Here is a 15290-nt window from a genome sequence, read left to right as displayed (position 1 = left end):
CGGCTGAGATGCCAGCCGCGCAGGAATGTGATGCCAGTAACAGTGTAGAAGAAATTTATCACCCCGCCGGACGACTTATCCCGTCTCGCTTGATCGGCTCGCTCAAGCCCAGCAAGCGCCAGCGGCTACGCCGCACTCTCCTGCTGGCGGATCCGCACAATCAGCGCGCCGAGCAGCGCCCAGTCCAGCAGCACGGCGAAGGCAAAGCACACACCGCCGCGTCCTGCCCCGGCGGTGTGCCAGGTCAGCAGCGTCGCCGCGATGGCGACAGCCACGCTCAGCGCCGTGGCGCCGCTGACGCGGCTACCCGACAGTGCCGCCCGTCCCGCGGCAACGCGCCAGGCGACAGCCGCCCCCGCGCTGCCGAACGTCACGCCGGGGAGCAGCGCCGGCCAGGCCTGGCCGCCATACCACGCCACCAGCGCCAGCAGCCAGCCGGCCGCCGACAGCAGGAAAGCCCAGCGCGTTGCCGCCAGGGGCGCCCGATAGAGCCTGGGCTGCGCGCGCGCGAATCCCCATCCGGCGCCGAAGGCCGCGATCAGGAGCGCCAGCAGACCCAGCGTGCCGCTCGCCCCGATAACGGGAGCCATGATTAACAGCAAGGCCCCGGCGGCGAAGAGCACGCTGAGAGCGATGGCGCGGCCGCGCGGGTCGATGGTTCCCGCCGCGTCCGCGGCGGCATGGTGGTGTAAAACGTGCATATTCAGCTCCTGACACTGTAAACGACATGAAAATAACTCATGCCATCGTCTTTACATGCCCGTAGCCTATCGCCACTATACAGGGACACACAAACGCATAGTTTTCAGCCATAGATGAGAAAAACTCAGCCATGAGAACACCCCGCCTGCCGCCGCTGGGCGCCCTGCGCGCCTTCCACGCCGTCGCCCGCCAGCGTAGTTTTAAACTGGCCGCCGGGGCGCTCGGCGTCAGCGCGACGGCGGTCAGCCATCAGATTAAACTGCTGGAATCGGTCCTGGAGTGCCGGGTCTGCGAGCGCAGCGCGCAGGGCGTCAGCCTGACCGCCGACGGCGAGATCCTCTACGCCGCCACCCAGCGCGCCTTCAGCGCCCTGGAGCAGGCCGTTGTGCAGATAGCCCAGGCCCGCCAGCCGCCATCCTTAACCGTCACCACCACCTCCAATTTTCTCACCCACTGGCTGGTGCCACGGCTGGCGGACTTCACCGCCCGCTTTCCTGCTATCGACCTGCGTCTGCACACCAGCGTCGAACGGGTGGATCTGCATCTGGGCACGGTGGACGCCGCGATTCGCTATCGCGAAACGCCCGAGCGGGATCTGTGCTGTACGCTGCTGCATGAGGATCGCTTTATCGTGGTCGCCAGCCCGACGCTGGCCCTCAGTCGGCCTGACGATCTGGCGGAAGTAACACTGTTTCACGTCGCCAACCGGCACGTACCGGCGGATTCGCCGAGCTGGGAGAACTGGCGTCGCCGCTATGGACCGCCGACGCTGAATATTGACGCGGGGTTAACATTTAGCGATGAAACCCATGCCCTGCAGGCGGCGGTGGCTGGCCAGGGGGCGGTGATCGCCAGCGAACTGCTGGCGCGGGATCTGCTGCAGCGCGGAGTGTTATCCTCGCCATTCAGCAGCGCGTTACCGGGCGCCAGCTACTACCTGGTCACCACCGAGGCGGCAGCGCAGCGGGGGGATATTATCGCGCTGCGGGAGTGGCTGGTGGGGCAGATGGCCTCGGGCGACAGCGGCCAGCCGGCAGCGGGATAGCGGCCTTACCAGCCGCAAACGTTGGTCTCTTCGTCGGACTCATAGCCGCGGACGATATTGATCAGCTCCTTCACCGCATCGGCCGCGGTGAGCGGGTCGCGCAGCGCCGCCAGCGAGGAAAAGCTTTTATCGACTGAGACGCCGTTATTGTTATTGGTGACCGTCAGCACAAACTCCCCCTCTAAATTGTCGTCCGGCAGATCGCTCAGCAGCCCATTAACGGCCTCCACCGCCTGCTGCGGAATATACAATACCATCGGTTTGAGGAATATTTTTTCTTGTTTCCGCTGAAGGCGGCCATTCTCTACCGCTAAGGTATAACCTTTATTTTCACTGTTCATGCTTTTAGCCCTCGATGAGAATATTCGGATCAACATAGAAGTCGACATTAAATACCGTGTCCTCCGACAGGGCCTCAATGCAGTGCCATTTTTCCGGCGGAAAAACGCCAAACTGGCCGGCTTCAATGGTCAGGGTTTCAACCGGCTCGGGGCTGCTCTCATCGGCATAGCCGAGATAGCGGATCGCCCCCTGCATCACCGACAGCCGGGGATAGACCCCCTGGCGGGTGCCAGCGTCCAGATGGCGGCGCCAGATAGAGGCCGGAGCGGTCTCCTTTGTCCACAGCGGCGTGCTGCGGGTATGAACGTAATGGGTGGGAATAATAATTCGCTGCATGATTGCGCCTCACTTTACCGTCGCACAGGATACGGTCAGAAATAATCGATATGATGCATATCATATACCTCTTTCAAAGGGGAAGGATATTATTTTGCTGGTGAATTTTACCTCTACTCCTTTTTATACCCCTCAGGGATTAACGCTTTGATAAAATAAAAAAGGCGATTACAGTGTCCTGAAATCGCCCCGCAATAATTATGTTAAGCCGTTTACATTTAAATTAGCGCAGCGGACTCGGTTTGCCGATTAAATAGCCCTGCACCAGGTCGCAGCCCAGCGCCTGTAGCGAGGCCAACTGCTCTTCGGTCTCCACGCCTTCAGCCACAATACGCATATGCAGGCTCTTTCCCATGCTGATAATTAGGCGCACGATATCCAGATCGTCTTTTTGCTCCGGAATATTAATAACAAACGAGCGGTCGATTTTGATTTTGTCGAACGGGAAGTAGCTTAAACGTGACAACGAAGAATAGCCGGTACCGAAGTCATCGATGGAGATTTGAATGCCCTGCTCGCGCAGCTGGCTGAGAATTTCCAGCGAACGGGTGTTCTCATTGAACACGTCCGACTCGGTGATCTCCAGATCCAACCGTCGCGGGTCGAGGCCAGTCTGCTGCAATACGCTGATAATGGTGTCGGTCAGCGAGGTGTTCATCAGCTGAATCGGCGAAACGTTGACCGAGACCTTGAGCGGCGTCGCCCAGCTGGCCGCTTCGGCACAGGCGGTTTTCAGCACCCACTCGCCGAGGGCATTGATAAGGCCGATTTTCTCTGCCACCGGGATAAACACCGTCGGCGGCACGGCGCCGCGCACCGGATGGAACCAGCGAACCAGCGCTTCGTAGCCGTAGATTTCGCGCGTGACGGTATCTGCGATCGGCTGGTAGTAGACTTTGAATTCGTCATGGGACAGGGCCTGCAGCAGATCGTCTTCAAACGATTTATTCTCCTGCAGACGCTGCAGCATCCCCGGCCGGAAGATTTGTACATGGCCGCTGCCCTCTTTTTTCGCCTCATACAGCGCGAGGTCGGCGCACTTGTACAGATAATCGGTCCGGCTTTCGCCATCAGAGATCACGATCCCGATGCAGGCGTCGATATTAATCTGCGCATCGTAGATCTGATAGGGCTGGCTGATCTTCTCCCGGATAACATTGGCCCGCTCGAGGGCCATCTCTTCGGTGAGATCGTAAGAGAGCATCGCGAACTCATCGCCGCCGAGGCGATACAGCGTCTCAGAGGTTTTACGGAAAAAAGAGAGGCGGCTGGCCAGATCCTGCAGCAGCTTATCGCCGGCGTCATGGCCGAGGGTATCGTTTACATCCTTAAAGCTGTCGAGGTCAAAAAGCATCACCACGGCGCATCCGTTATAGGGACGCACCTGATTGACGATCTCCTGCAGACGCTGCCAGAAAGAGAGACGGTTTGGCATACCGGTCAGCGAATCATGGTAGGCGTCGTACTGCAGACGACGGTTCTGCACCTGCAGCTTCTCTTTCGAGACCTGCAGATCGTTGGCCAGGGTTTTCATACGAACGTGGGCGCGCCGCAGATTATTATTCTGCCGCAGCATCAGCAGCCCGAGGGTAATACACATGGCGATCAGCAAAATGGAGATCACCGAGTAGATATAATAGAGATGCTGAATTTTATCATGGGTGATATTAACGATATTAATATCTTGCGTCAGCGTGGCGGCCGCCATTGAGGTCAGGGGACCATCCAGCTCGCTTAACACCGGCAGGATCGCTTTAACCTGTGCCGGCGTCATGGTGTCAACTTGTTTATCAAGCAAATGAAGATTGCGGATCAGCGTGGCGACCACCGCCTTCCGCTGTTCGCTTTTATTAATAAAGCGACCCAGATCGCCCTGCTGCAGAAGTTCGATCTGGCTCATCATGATCTCGAGGCGCAGGCGCACCTCATCGTGGTCCGCCCCTTCGGCCCCAATCGCCATGCCCGCCAGACGAGACTCCAGTCGCATATATTCCGATACCATCTGCGACATTGACCACGAGTCCGTATAGCGGGTAAATTTTTGCAACTCACTTTGTCGCTCATGCACCAGATAAGTAATATATCCAGTAACAATAAACAACGACAAAATAATAGCCGTGAGTATTCGATTCAAGATCCAACCCTTACTCTATAATAATCTTAGAAACTTGCCAGGCCGATCGGGAATAATAGATCTGGTTCTGTAATTCAGCACTGCTGTCGTAAGGGTAGACGATAAATAACGGGCCTTTATCCCGAACGCGCATATATTCGCCGTTCATTTTTAACGCCATAATGACCGGGAATTTATAAAAATCGTCCATCGGGATAAGGGTGGTGTAGTCGTTGAGCGCCAGCACGCGGACGGATTGGCCTTTAGCGCCGACTAAATCCATGAGTTTATTAAGGGGAATGCCATCAAAACGGACCTTCCCGGTGTACCAGGGGGTGGTGGTTTCCACCGTCTTCATGCCCAGTTTTTCCAGCATCGCGAGATCAAAAACCGCCTTGTCACCGACGTTCGTATTTCCGATTTTCCCGGAAATGGTCAGTACAGGTTTTCCTGTCGGCGCAGGCAGTTTTTCAGCATAAGCAGAAGGCAACATGACAGAACAAAATAAAACTGCAAGAAGTAGACGCATTTAACTCACCATTCCAGAGAAGGAGACATGTTAAGTGTAAACCATTTACGTCAATTCTTAAAAGGTGCTCCTCTTTGTTATCCGTTGATTTAATTAAAAGTATAAGCTGGCTGGCAAATTGCCAGAATGTTTAGTAAAGGGTGTGATTTCGCCCGCCTTTCCGGCCGCTTATTTTTGCACCAGTTCTCCGCTTAGCAGGCAAACTACTTTCCTCCACGGCCGCCGCGCGGTAGTCTCAGAGCAGACGCAATGCTAAAAGCGTCTCATTCCAATAACAACGAATATGTGACTGACAGGACAGGATATGGATTCAACAATAAGCGTGCTGCCCGACGAGGCGCCGGATTCGCTGCATCGGGCCCGGCGGGCGGCATGGGGCAGCTTTGCCGGCGCCGTGGTCGACTGGTACGATTTTCTTCTCTATGGCATTACCGCCGCGCTGGTGTTCAACCGCGAATTTTTCCCGCAAATCAGCCCGGCGATGGGCACCCTTGCCGCATTTGCCACCTTCGGCGTCGGGTTTCTTTTTCGCCCGCTGGGCGGGATTATCTTTGGCCACTTCGGCGACCGTCTCGGGCGCAAGCGGATGCTGATGATGACCGTCTGGATGATGGGTATCGCCACCGCCTGCATCGGCCTGCTCCCGTCGTTCAGCCAGATCGGCTGGTGGGCGCCGGTGCTGCTGGTATTCCTGCGGGCGGTTCAGGGCTTTGCCGTCGGCGGCGAATGGGGCGGCGCGGCGCTGCTCTCGGTGGAGAACGCTCCGAAGGGAAAAAAAGCCTTTTACAGCAGCGGTGTGCAGGTGGGCTACGGCGTCGGCCTGCTGCTCTCCACCGGGCTGGTATCGCTGATCAGCAGCCTGACCACCGACGAGCAATTTCTCAGCTGGGGCTGGCGCTTACCCTTCCTGTTCAGCGTGGCGCTGGTCCTGATTGCGCTGTGGATCCGTAACGGTATGGCCGAATCGCAGGAGTTTGAGGCCCAACAGCGCCAGACCAACGCGCCGCAGGTGAAAAAGCGGCTGCCGGTGGTGGAAGCCCTGCTTCGCCATCCCGGGGCGTTTTTACTGATTATTGCCCTGCGGTTGTGCGAACTGCTGACCATGTATATCGTTACCGCCTTCGCCCTCAATTACTCAACGCAAAACCTCGGCCTGCCGCGTGAGCTGTTTCTCAACATCGGCCTGCTGGTGGGCGGCCTCAGCTGTCTGACTATCCCCTGCTTCGCCTGGCTGGCGGACCGTTTTGGCCGTCGGCGGATCTACATTACCGGGGCGCTAATCGGCACGCTGAGCGGTTTCCCGTTCTTTATGGCGCTGGAGAGTCAGTCCGTTTTCTGGATCCTGTTCTTCGCCCTGATGCTGGCCAATATCGCTCATGATATGGTGGTCTGCGTCCAGCAGCCGATGTTTACCGAGCTGTTCGGCGCCAGCTATCGCTATAGCGGCGCCGGCGTCGGCTACCAGGTAGCGAGCGTAGTCGGCGGCGGCTTTACGCCGTTTATCGCCGCGGCGCTGGTCACCTTCTCCGGGGGAGCCTGGCACAGCGTGGCCCTCTATCTGACCGCGGGATGCCTGCTGTCAGCACTCACCGCGCTGCTGATGAAAAAACATACCGTCGACTGACCCGCCTGCGGAGGGCGCGACCCGCGCCCTCCGGTAAGGAGAATGCATGTCTTTATTGCCTCTGGCCGACTGCTGGCCACGCCGCTTTACCCCCGCCTCGCTGGCGCTGCAGTTTTGCGAGGACCCCACCCTGGCAGAACAGCCGCTGTTTGCCAAAGCCTGCGCCGGCGAGGCCGTCGCCCAGCTCTGGCAGGCGCCGCAGGGATTCGTGGTGCCGGGGAGCTATCGTCAGTTTGCGGACCTGCCGGCGGTCAGCGCGCATTTTGCCGCGCGGGGCTGGCCGGTATGGCTCCGCCGCTCCGGGGGCGGTCTGGTGCCCCAGGGGCCGGGGATTATCAACCTCAACCTCGCCTGGCCGGTGCAGCAGCCGCTCGGCGAAGCCGCCGAACCCATCTATCACTCGCTGTGCGCTGTGCTGCAGCGCACCCTCGCGCGCTTCGGCGTTGCCAGCCACCCCCGGGCGGTGAGCGGTTCCTTTTGCGATGGCCGGTATAACCTCGCCTGCGGGGAGGGAGAGGCGGCGCGTAAGATTGTCGGTACCGCCCAGTACTGGCGGCCGCTGACGGCGAGCGGCGGCCATGTGGTGCTGGCCCATGCGGTGATCCTTATTGACGCCGACCTTAGCGCGGCGCATCAGGCGGCGAACGCCTTCGAAGCGCAGCTCGGCAGCGGGCGGGTCTACCGCGCCGACAAAACCGTCACCCTGGCGCAGTTGCTTCCCGGCGAGCGCCATCTGCTCCCCCGATTCAGCGAGGCGCTGGCGCGGGAGCTGGACGCGGCTCGCTGAAGGTCGCTTTCAGGTAGCGGCTGAATGTCTCCACCGCGCGCGACACCCGCGGAGCATAGGGCCGGATGACGTACAGCCGATCGGCGAACACCTCCACCGGCTGCCACGCCGGCAGCAGCTCCTGCACCAGCCCGCGGCCGATGGCCTCCCGGGCGCTAAAATCCGGCAGCAGCGCCACCCCCAACCCCGCCAGCACCGCATCGCGCAGCGACTCGCTGTTGTTGGTGGCGAACGGCCCCTGCACGTTGATGGTCACCCGTTCATCGGGCGTCTGGCGGGAGGCAAACGTCCACTGCGGGCGCTGGGGCCCACGGGGATAGGTCAGGCACTGGTGATGACGCAGATCGTCAGGCGTCTCCGGGCGGCCATGGCGAAGGATATAGTCGGCGGACGCGACGATCAGCGTCGCGGTGTGGCACAGCGGCCAGGCGACGTGGGTGTCCGGGAGCGCCTCGCGCCGACAGTGGCGGATGGCGAGGTCGAACCCTTCGCTGCCGAGAGAGACCAGCCGGTCGGTCACCTCCAGCTGCAGATGCAGCTGGGGATGCTGATGCAAAAACGGCGCGATCGCCGGCACCAGCTGTTGACGGGAAAAAGCCACCGGCGCGGTCAGGCGCAGCGTCCCCCGCAACGGCCCGCCCTCATCGCAAGCGCCGGTGAAAATATCCCGCAGCTGGCCAAACGGCTCATTGAGCTCCGCCACCAGCCGCAGCCCGTCGTCGCTGAGGCTGACGCTGCGGGTGGTGCGATGGACCAGTGTTTTACCGGTCACCCGCTCCAGCTCGCTGATTTTCTGGCTGATGGCCGACTTGCTGATCCCCAGCTTTTCCGCGGCCCGGGTATAGCTTTTCTGCTCTTCCAGCACCGTCAGCCAGTAGAGATGGGCCCAGTAACTCTCCGGACGACTCTCGCTCATGTTGATTGTTCACCAGTAAAAACAATGTATTCAACTATAGCGGTTTTTGCCCGCGACGGCATCGGCTAGCATCTTTATCAGACCGCGATTATTGCCTAACGATAAGGAACACCTGCATGCCATTACTGACATTTGACCTGATAGAAGGCCGTACGGAACAGGAGATCAGAACCCTGCTGGATGCCGCTCATCGCGCCGTGCTGCGCGCCTTCGAGGTACCGGAACGCGACCGCTACCAGATTGTTCACGAAAACAAAGTCCACCATATGGTGATTGAAGATACCGCCCTCGGACTGACCCGCACGCGGGATCTGGTGGTGGTGCGGGTCTATACCAGCCCGCGCAGCGACGCGCAGAAGCAGCGCTTCTTCGCCATATTGCAGCAGGAGCTGGCGGAGCACTGCGGCCTGAGCGGCGATGATCTGATGGTGTCGATTATCAGCAACCAGAAAGGCGACTGGAGCTTTGGCCGCGGGGTCGCCCAGTATCTTACCGGAGATCTTTAACCCGCGGCCGGGAGAGCGCTGTCAGCGGCGGCCAGCCGCCGCGATGCGCTGGCGCGCCTGCTGTTCGATATTTTCCAGCAGTTCCTGGACATCGTCTTCGTCAATATCGAGGAACTGTCCTTCCAGCAGCGCGGCGTGAATATCTTCCCGGGTAACCGAAATGCCCAGCGGCACCGTCCGGGATTTGACCTCCTCTGCCGCCAGCGGATGGGGGTAGCGGCGGCCAACCAGATTGTTAAACACGATGGCCAGCAGCGCCAGCATCAGGGAGTTGAGCAGCACCGGCGTCAGCACAAAGTGATAGCCTTCGCTGTGCACCCCGGCGCCGCCGAGGATCGCCGTCAGGGCCACCGCGCCGCCGGGAGGATGCAGGCAGCGCAGAAAATACATTCCGGCGATGGCCAGCGCCGCCGCCAGCCCGCAGGCCAGCGCCGGGTCGGGCACCAGCATACCCACCGTGACGCCGATCAGCGCCGACAGCACATTGCCGCCGACAATCGACCACGGCTGCGCCAGCGGACTGCTCGGCACGCCAAACAGGAGTACCGCCGAGGCGCCCATGGGGGCAATAAACCACAGGTTAACTTCGCCCAGCAGCCAGTGGCTGAACATGCTGGTCACCGCCAGGCCGGTGCCGGCGCCGATGGATCCCAGCACAATATGCCGTCGAGCCACCGGCAGCGCATGCGGCTTCAACCGCCCAAGGAAAATCCGCAGCCGTGAAAACAGGCCCGCGGGAATGACACTCAACATCGCTTTATCGCTCAGATCATAGGAATAACTTATATTTTATTTTCTTTTTTTAACCTTTCATTAACAACCCTGTATTTCGCAGGGGATTGCACGGGCGGCGATTTCCAGGCGGCACAGGGCTGTGAATTCTCGCCCGGACTGATAGAATCCCTTTTCTGTCAGGGGGATACCCCTTTGCGAACTGAAGGTCATAACCCAGTGAATAATAAAATCTCTTTAGCGAAAGAAGTGGCATGGGCCAGCCAGAATATGCCGCGTACCCTGCGCCAGGTCGCCGCCCTGCCCGACCTCAGCGGCGTCCGCCTGGCCTGCTGTATGCACCTCGACATGAAAATGATCCCGCTGGTGCAGGGGATCCTCGACAAGGGCGCTCAGGTCTTTTTAACCACCTGTAACCCCACCACCGTGCAGGACGACGTGGTGGCCTGGCTGGTGGAGCGTGGCGCCGAGGCCTGCGCCTGGCGCAATATGAGCGATGCCGACTGGCAACAGTCATGGGAAAAAGCGATCGCCTGGCAGCCGACTCACCTGTGCGAAATGGGAGCCGATATCACCACCCTCCTCCACCAGCGCGGCGAGTTCGGCAACATCGTGGCGGGTCTGGAAGCCACCGGCTCCGGCGTCAATCGGCTGGGGGATATTCAGCCCGGCTATCCGATCTTTAACTGGGACGATCTGCCGGTCAAAGAGGGGCTGCATAACCGCCATATGGTCGGACTTACCGCCTGGCATACCTTCTTCCAGACCACTCATCTCACCCTGCATGAGAAAAAAGTGCTGGTCATCGGCTACGGCCTGGTTGGCCAGGGCGTCGCGGCGGCGGCAAAAGCTTTTGGCGGCCAGGTGATGGTGGCGGAGATCGATCCTGCCCGTCGACTGCAGGCGGCCTATGACGGCTGGCACGTGGTCGATCTCCAGGAGGCTATCGCCTCGGCGGACGTGGTCGCCACGGCGACAGGCGGTAAAAACGTGGTTAATCGCCAGGCGCTGGACCGGGCGAAAGCGGGAGTGTTTATCCTTAACGTCGGCCACGTGGCGGAAGAGATCGACGGCGAATACCTGCGCCAGTATCCTCAGGAAGAGGTGATGCCGTATATCAACGCCTACCGCATGGCTGACAAAACCGTCTACCTGATGGCCAATGGCTCGATGCTCAACCTGACCGCCGGCTTCGGCGACAGCCTGAACGCCTTTGACGTCACCCTGGCGGTGATGGCCAGCGGTATCGGCCATATTGTCAGCGACGGTATGCGCGCCCCGGCGCAGGTTTACCTGCTACCGCAGGCGGTCTGGCAGCAGGCGCTGTAAACCCGGCGCATCGTCGAAACGATGCGCTTTATCATCAGGACGTTGGCGCGCTATCGGGCAGCACAATGTTGCTCTGCGCCAGGGTCCCCATCTGGTGGTACATCGCGCTGGCGGCATCCAGCAAGTGCATGGCCAGCGCAGCGCCGCTGCCCTCACCCAGGCGCATGTCCATATCGAGATACGGGCGCAGACCCAGCGCGTCGAGGGCGATCCGCGCCCCTTTCTCCGCCGACAGGTGCGAAGGGATAAGATACGGGTGCGCCGCCGGGGCCATGCGGCAGGCCGCCAGAGCCGAAGCGTAGGAGAGGAAACCATCCAGCACCACCGGCAGACCGCAGGAAGCCGCCCCGAGGATCACCCCGCTCATGCCCACCAGATCAAAACCGCCCACCTTCGCCAGCACGTCCAGCCCGTCCGCCGGGTTCGGCTGGTTATAAGCGATCGCCTGGCGCACCACCGCCACCTTATGGCCCCGCTGCGCCAGCGGCAGATTGGCCCCGCAGCCCACCACCGCGTCGGGGTCGCTGCCGGTCAGGACGCTGATCGTCGCTGCCGCCGGGGTGGTATTGGCCATACCCAGCTCTCCCACGCCAAAGACTTTCACTCCGTCGGCGGCGAGCTGGCGGGTGAAACGCATGCTGGCCAGCAGCACCGTCTCCGCCTGCTGACGGCTCATCGCCGCCGTCCGGGCGATATTCCCGCTACCGCGGGCCACCTTGAGGTTGATCAGGCCCGGCAGCGGCTCGGCGTCGATGCCGACATCCACCACCTCCACTCTCACCCCAGCCTGCGCCGCCAGCACGCAAACCCCGGTGTTGCCCCGTACCATATTGCCGGCATGAATGGCCGTCACCGCCTGCGGCGAAGGGGTCACGCCTTCATGCCAGACGCCGTGGTCGGCGCACATGACCACGATGGCTTTATCGCTCAGCGCCAGCTGCCCCTGCAGCCCCGGCAGACCGGCCAGCTGCACCGCCAGGCTCTCCAGACGGCCAAGGCTGCCGGGCGGCTTTAACAGGCCGTCAATATGCTGCTGCGCGCGCGCCATGCCCGCCACATCGGGCTGCGGAATGGCAGCCAGTAACGCCGAAAGTGTTTCCATTCTGTTCCTCACCGTGGATGCCAGGCCTTACAGTAGCGCCAGTAAAAAGAATAATTCGCCCAGCTCGATCGCCGCTCCGAGGGTATCCCCGGTCTGCCCGCCGAGGGTGCGCTTCAGCGCCCACCCCAGGCCCCCGATCAGCACCAGGGCGATCAGCGCGGCGCGCAGCCCCTGCAGCCCCAGCAGGGCGGTGGCCAGCGCGATCGCTATCGCCAACGTCGTTAGCGTCTGCTGCAGGCTAATCTTGCCAATAAACAGATTGCCCAACCCTTTTTCCCGCGCATAGCGATGGCGATACATCAGCAGTACCGCCATCCCGCGACCGACGGCGCAGGCCGCCGCCAGCGCCGCGATGGGGTTGACATCGCGCAGCAGCAGTTCGCCGACCACCAGCACCTTGGCCACCAGCACAAAAATCAGCGCCAGACCGCCGTGGGTCCCCAGCCGGCTGTCGCGCATGATCTCCAGCATCCGATCGCGGGTGCGGGCGGAGAAGATGCCGTCGCAGGTATCGGCCAGCCCGTCAAGATGAAATCCGCCGGTGAGCAGCGCCAGCGCCAGCGCGCCGAACAGCGCCGCCAGCGGGACGCCGCACCATGGCTGCAGGAGGTACACCACCGCGCCGGCGATGGCGCCGAGCAGTAAACCGACCAGCGGGAAGGTAACGATACTGCGCTGGTACTGTTCGATCTCCAGGCCCTGGGATAACCGCGCCGGGACCGGCAGACGGCTGATAAACGAGAGTGCAGCAAAGAATGACTTAATCACGTGGGGTTGACTCCTGTCGGCGAAAGCAGCGGAAGAGTTCTGTCGCGCCCGGTCAGCACCTGAGTTTGTCTTCTGGCGAATCGATCGTCGGAGAGGTGAGAGGTGTTGAGATATCGCCCTGACGCCGCTGCGTCAGATGCCCGGCCAGGATGAGAGAAACCTTTCCGATATCAATACGTTTTCGCGGGGCAGTATAGCAAAGAGTCGGTGAGGAGAGGCAGTTGCCGGGACAAAGTTTTCGCAGAAAAAGAGACAGGAGATGGTAGTGCTGAACAGTCCGGCGACGCTGACCGCCGCCGGACAGCAGGCATTAGCCTTCGACTTTGGCTTCGCCCATCACTTTCAGTTTTTTGGAGATGTCGCGACGCTCTTTGGACAGCTCGGCATTCTTGATGATGTAGTCATCAACGCGGTCTTCGTAATCGCTCTTCATGCTGGCGATGATGCCCTGGATGGCTTCCACGCTCATGCCCGGCTTGATGTAGTCGCTGAGGTTGTCCAGCAGCAGAACGCGCTTCTGGTTATCACGGATCTTTTTCTCAACGTCCTGAATTTCACGCTGCAGTTTGTTCTTACGACGGTACAGACGAACAAACTCCAGTACGTCCTGGAAAGAAGGCTTAGTTGTTTCCATTTTTACACCCCTAATAATTGAGATTCGGATTCGTAAAGCGACTGCGTTATAGGGCTAACATAACTGCTAGCAGTCGCTGATGACAATGTTTTTTCCTTTGCGTTTATCATAACCCTAAACGCTGCTGAATCGAAACAACCCATGCAGTTACCCGGCGCATCTGGTGCTTATTTGCGCAATGCGCGGCAGATCAGATGCGACAGCAGCTCCAGCTGGCGTGCCAGTTCAATAGAGAGCCAAACATAGCCATGGATCGGGGTTTCCGCCAGGCTGTCGTCCCCCTGCTCTTTCATCAGCTGGCGCAGTTCGAGGACAATCTCATTCAGCTTTTCATTGTTGGCGCGCACAGGCTGAGGGTTTCCTTCGTACAGCGCGTGGGCGATGGCCAACAGCGTCTGCTGGGTCATCTGCTGCGTCTCGCGCAGGGTGTGCGCATTGAGCATCACGAAGTGACCCGGACGGGTTGCCCACCAGGCGTTGATCTGCAGCTCCAGCATGCACACGAGGTTGCGGCTGACGGTCTGGATAGCCTCGAAGATCGCCTTCTGGATATGCGTCTCTTTGCTGGCGGGAGTGATCAGCCCGCGCATTTTGACGACGTCGTTGAGCGCCTGCTGAAGATGTTTTTCCAGCCGCGGCCGATCCACCAGATTTGGCGAGAAGCCGGCCTGGTAGAGGCGGTTGAAGTTGGTGACGTAGCTGGCCATCTGGATACGCCAGTGGATAAACGCCCGCTGCGGCCAGATACCGGTAAACAACATTGCCAGCAGCGAGCCGAAGATCACGTCGCCGCTTCGCCACAGCGCGGTATGCATATCGCCGGGCGGCGCCCCGACCACCACCGACAGGGTAATGCCGATCAGCAGCGCCTGATAGGGTTTCTTGCCCAGCGCCAGCCAGCCGCAGAGGAACATTGCCGCCGCGCACCAGAGGACCATCAGCGGCAGGGAGATAAGCTCAAGCTTCAGCGCCACCAGCCCCAGCGCCGAGCCGAGGATCGTGCCGCCGATGCGCTGAAACGCCCGCGGCACGACGTTGCCCCAGAAGGAGATCGGCCCCATCACCACCACCAGGGTAATAAGAGGCCAGGTCCCCTCGGGCACGTTCAGCAGCCGCACCAGCAAAAAGGTGAGCACAAAGGCCAGCGCAATCCGCACACCATGCACCACCCGATAATGGCGATACAAGCGGATCTCAAATGGCTTGAGTGATTTATCAGCGCGCACAACCCTCTCCGGCAAAACGAAAAGGCCAATTGTAACTGCTTTTTCGCCCGGAGCATGCCGGGAATGTAAAAATCCTTGTCCGGAACAGGGGTAAACCGCTACGACGCAACGCGCTCAACGGGGACATACATGTCGATATCCCAGTAGCCGTCATGGTTGCCATCGTTGAGATAGATCTCAAAACAGGGCCTGGGGGCCACGCGATGCGTTGTGCTCTGCAGCAGACTGTCGAAAAACTGCATCCACGGGGTAGCAAAATCGTAATCCACCACTCGCGCGCGGGCGCAGGCGTAATCCCCGCCGGCAATCGCCGCCAGTATCACCCCTTCGCTGTTGGCGGGAATGACGTAATCCTCGTCAACGGCGACCACGGTGGCGCAGCGTAGTTTTTCCGCTGGCACGTCCTCCGGGTTATCGTAGTAGACGGCAAGCCACTCGCGGGCGGGCACCTGATGGTTCTCAACCCACATCATCAGTTGCTCAAACCCCTGCTTGACGGTTTGATCCCAGGGCCCGACCAGATGGAAACCGGCAATGGTTTTCTTGCCGAGGGTGGTGACGCTGTAGTTCATCTTGCCTCCTTCGTGAACACATTACTG

The 15290-nt window shown here is 60.2% G+C and carries 17 protein-coding genes; 5 read left to right on the top strand and 12 right to left on the bottom strand.

The genetic code is table 11. From position 1 onward, the window contains the following. Positions 1 to 125: 125 nt before the first annotated feature. A complete protein-coding gene (locus ABLV76_RS00205) occupies positions 126 to 701 on the bottom strand; it encodes a hypothetical protein (RefSeq protein ID WP_032456345.1) in 576 nt (191 codons plus the stop codon). Positions 702 to 832: 131 nt separating this feature from the next. Between ABLV76_RS00205 and ABLV76_RS00200 the strand changes: the two genes are divergently transcribed. Continuing rightward, complete coding sequence (locus tag ABLV76_RS00200; RefSeq protein ID WP_264947192.1) at positions 833 to 1747, top strand: LysR substrate-binding domain-containing protein; 915 nt, start codon at positions 833 to 835, stop codon at positions 1745 to 1747. Positions 1748 to 1752: 5 nt separating this feature from the next. Here the strand turns inward: ABLV76_RS00200 and ABLV76_RS00195 are convergent, their stop codons facing one another. The 4 genes from ABLV76_RS00195 to ABLV76_RS00180 all read right to left on the bottom strand — a co-directional run bounded on the left by ABLV76_RS00195 (position 1753) and on the right by ABLV76_RS00180 (position 5031). Then, positions 1753 to 2088, bottom strand: a complete 336-nt coding sequence (locus ABLV76_RS00195) for a DUF1869 domain-containing protein (protein ID WP_043520610.1) — start codon at positions 2086 to 2088, stop codon at positions 1753 to 1755. Between the two features lie 4 nt (positions 2089 to 2092). Then, positions 2093 to 2425 carry a DUF1971 domain-containing protein gene (locus ABLV76_RS00190; RefSeq protein ID WP_004203524.1) on the bottom strand — a complete coding sequence of 111 codons (333 nt, stop codon included), beginning with the start codon at positions 2423 to 2425 and terminating at the stop codon, positions 2093 to 2095. A gap of 223 nt (positions 2426 to 2648) precedes the next feature. Then, positions 2649 to 4559 carry an EAL domain-containing protein gene (locus tag ABLV76_RS00185; protein ID WP_017899687.1) on the bottom strand — a complete coding sequence of 637 codons (1911 nt, stop codon included), beginning with the start codon at positions 4557 to 4559 and terminating at the stop codon, positions 2649 to 2651. Between the two features lie 10 nt (positions 4560 to 4569). Beyond that, complete coding sequence (locus tag ABLV76_RS00180) at positions 4570 to 5031, bottom strand: molybdopterin-dependent oxidoreductase (protein WP_023318660.1); 462 nt, start codon at positions 5029 to 5031, stop codon at positions 4570 to 4572. A gap of 340 nt (positions 5032 to 5371) precedes the next feature. Here ABLV76_RS00180 and shiA point away from each other — a divergent pair, with 340 nt between their 5' ends. Both shiA and ABLV76_RS00170 read left to right on the top strand, forming a co-directional pair. Next, complete coding sequence (shiA, locus tag ABLV76_RS00175) at positions 5372 to 6691, top strand: shikimate transporter (RefSeq protein WP_032456347.1); 1320 nt, start codon at positions 5372 to 5374, stop codon at positions 6689 to 6691. 46 nt (positions 6692 to 6737) lie between these two features. Next, positions 6738 to 7478, top strand: a complete 741-nt coding sequence (locus tag ABLV76_RS00170) for a lipoate--protein ligase family protein (RefSeq protein ID WP_348878123.1) — start codon at positions 6738 to 6740, stop codon at positions 7476 to 7478. On the opposite strand, the gene ABLV76_RS00165 is transcribed toward ABLV76_RS00170, so the two are convergent. Then, positions 7438 to 8394 (bottom strand): LysR family transcriptional regulator, encoded by a 957-nt coding sequence (locus ABLV76_RS00165; RefSeq protein WP_017899691.1) that lies wholly within the window; start codon positions 8392 to 8394, stop codon positions 7438 to 7440. The genes ABLV76_RS00170 and ABLV76_RS00165 overlap by 41 nt on opposite strands. Positions 8395 to 8510: 116 nt before the next feature. Between ABLV76_RS00165 and ABLV76_RS00160 the strand changes: the two genes are divergently transcribed. Then, positions 8511 to 8900 carry a tautomerase family protein gene (locus ABLV76_RS00160; RefSeq protein ID WP_017899692.1) on the top strand — a complete coding sequence of 130 codons (390 nt, stop codon included), beginning with the start codon at positions 8511 to 8513 and terminating at the stop codon, positions 8898 to 8900. Between the two features lie 21 nt (positions 8901 to 8921). On the opposite strand, the gene ABLV76_RS00155 is transcribed toward ABLV76_RS00160, so the two are convergent. Then, the gene (locus tag ABLV76_RS00155) at positions 8922 to 9653 is read right to left on the bottom strand and encodes an HPP family protein (protein WP_017899693.1); all 732 of its coding nucleotides are present in this window, start codon (positions 9651 to 9653) and stop codon (positions 8922 to 8924) included. 198 nt (positions 9654 to 9851) lie between these two features. On the opposite strand from ABLV76_RS00155, the gene ABLV76_RS00150 reads away from it, so the two are divergent. Beyond that, complete coding sequence (locus ABLV76_RS00150) at positions 9852 to 10961, top strand: adenosylhomocysteinase (protein ID WP_004203536.1); 1110 nt, start codon at positions 9852 to 9854, stop codon at positions 10959 to 10961. Between the two features lie 34 nt (positions 10962 to 10995). On the opposite strand, the gene cobT is transcribed toward ABLV76_RS00150, so the two are convergent. The 5 genes from cobT to sbmC all read right to left on the bottom strand — a co-directional run bounded on the left by cobT (position 10996) and on the right by sbmC (position 15263). Beyond that, positions 10996 to 12063, bottom strand: a complete 1068-nt coding sequence (cobT, locus tag ABLV76_RS00145) for a nicotinate-nucleotide--dimethylbenzimidazole phosphoribosyltransferase (protein ID WP_043875011.1) — start codon at positions 12061 to 12063, stop codon at positions 10996 to 10998. Positions 12064 to 12090: 27 nt separating this feature from the next. Beyond that, positions 12091 to 12831 (bottom strand): adenosylcobinamide-GDP ribazoletransferase, encoded by a 741-nt coding sequence (cobS, locus tag ABLV76_RS00140; protein ID WP_017899696.1) that lies wholly within the window; start codon positions 12829 to 12831, stop codon positions 12091 to 12093. Positions 12832 to 13141: 310 nt separating this feature from the next. Further along, positions 13142 to 13465, bottom strand: a complete 324-nt coding sequence (locus ABLV76_RS00135; RefSeq protein ID WP_002911883.1) for a DUF496 family protein — start codon at positions 13463 to 13465, stop codon at positions 13142 to 13144. A gap of 167 nt (positions 13466 to 13632) precedes the next feature. Next, complete coding sequence (locus ABLV76_RS00130; RefSeq protein WP_004203544.1) at positions 13633 to 14691, bottom strand: FUSC family protein; 1059 nt, start codon at positions 14689 to 14691, stop codon at positions 13633 to 13635. 98 nt (positions 14692 to 14789) lie between these two features. Continuing rightward, positions 14790 to 15263 (bottom strand): DNA gyrase inhibitor SbmC, encoded by a 474-nt coding sequence (gene sbmC, locus ABLV76_RS00125; protein ID WP_017899697.1) that lies wholly within the window; start codon positions 15261 to 15263, stop codon positions 14790 to 14792. Positions 15264 to 15290 lie beyond the last annotated feature (27 nt).

This window comes from Klebsiella sp. GB_Kp047 (genome assembly GCF_040065235.1).
In the GTDB taxonomy this organism is placed as follows: Bacteria; Pseudomonadota; Gammaproteobacteria; order Enterobacterales; family Enterobacteriaceae; genus Klebsiella; species Klebsiella quasipneumoniae.
Note: the sequence above shows the minus strand (reverse complement) of the source record. Positions and strands in the feature narration are given on the sequence as shown.

Coding starts and splice junctions, on each gene's coding strand:
- ABLV76_RS00205 (WP_032456345.1), bottom strand. CDS start 701: ATGCACGTTTTACACCACCATGCCGCCGCGGACGCGGCGGGAACCATC.
- ABLV76_RS00195 (WP_043520610.1), bottom strand. CDS start 2,088: ATGAACAGTGAAAATAAAGGTTATACCTTAGCGGTAGAGAATGGCCGC.
- ABLV76_RS00135 (WP_002911883.1), bottom strand. CDS start 13,465: ATGGAAACAACTAAGCCTTCTTTCCAGGACGTACTGGAGTTTGTTCGT.
- ABLV76_RS00160 (WP_017899692.1), top strand. CDS start 8,511: ATGCCATTACTGACATTTGACCTGATAGAAGGCCGTACGGAACAGGAG.
- shiA (WP_032456347.1), top strand. CDS start 5,372: ATGGATTCAACAATAAGCGTGCTGCCCGACGAGGCGCCGGATTCGCTG.
- ABLV76_RS00200 (WP_264947192.1), top strand. CDS start 833: ATGAGAACACCCCGCCTGCCGCCGCTGGGCGCCCTGCGCGCCTTCCAC.
- sbmC (WP_017899697.1), bottom strand. CDS start 15,263: ATGAACTACAGCGTCACCACCCTCGGCAAGAAAACCATTGCCGGTTTC.
- ABLV76_RS00190 (WP_004203524.1), bottom strand. CDS start 2,425: ATGCAGCGAATTATTATTCCCACCCATTACGTTCATACCCGCAGCACG.
- ABLV76_RS00165 (WP_017899691.1), bottom strand. CDS start 8,394: ATGAGCGAGAGTCGTCCGGAGAGTTACTGGGCCCATCTCTACTGGCTG.
- ABLV76_RS00170 (WP_348878123.1), top strand. CDS start 6,738: ATGTCTTTATTGCCTCTGGCCGACTGCTGGCCACGCCGCTTTACCCCC.
- cobT (WP_043875011.1), bottom strand. CDS start 12,063: ATGGAAACACTTTCGGCGTTACTGGCTGCCATTCCGCAGCCCGATGTG.
- ABLV76_RS00155 (WP_017899693.1), bottom strand. CDS start 9,653: ATGTTGAGTGTCATTCCCGCGGGCCTGTTTTCACGGCTGCGGATTTTC.
- ABLV76_RS00180 (WP_023318660.1), bottom strand. CDS start 5,031: ATGTTGCCTTCTGCTTATGCTGAAAAACTGCCTGCGCCGACAGGAAAA.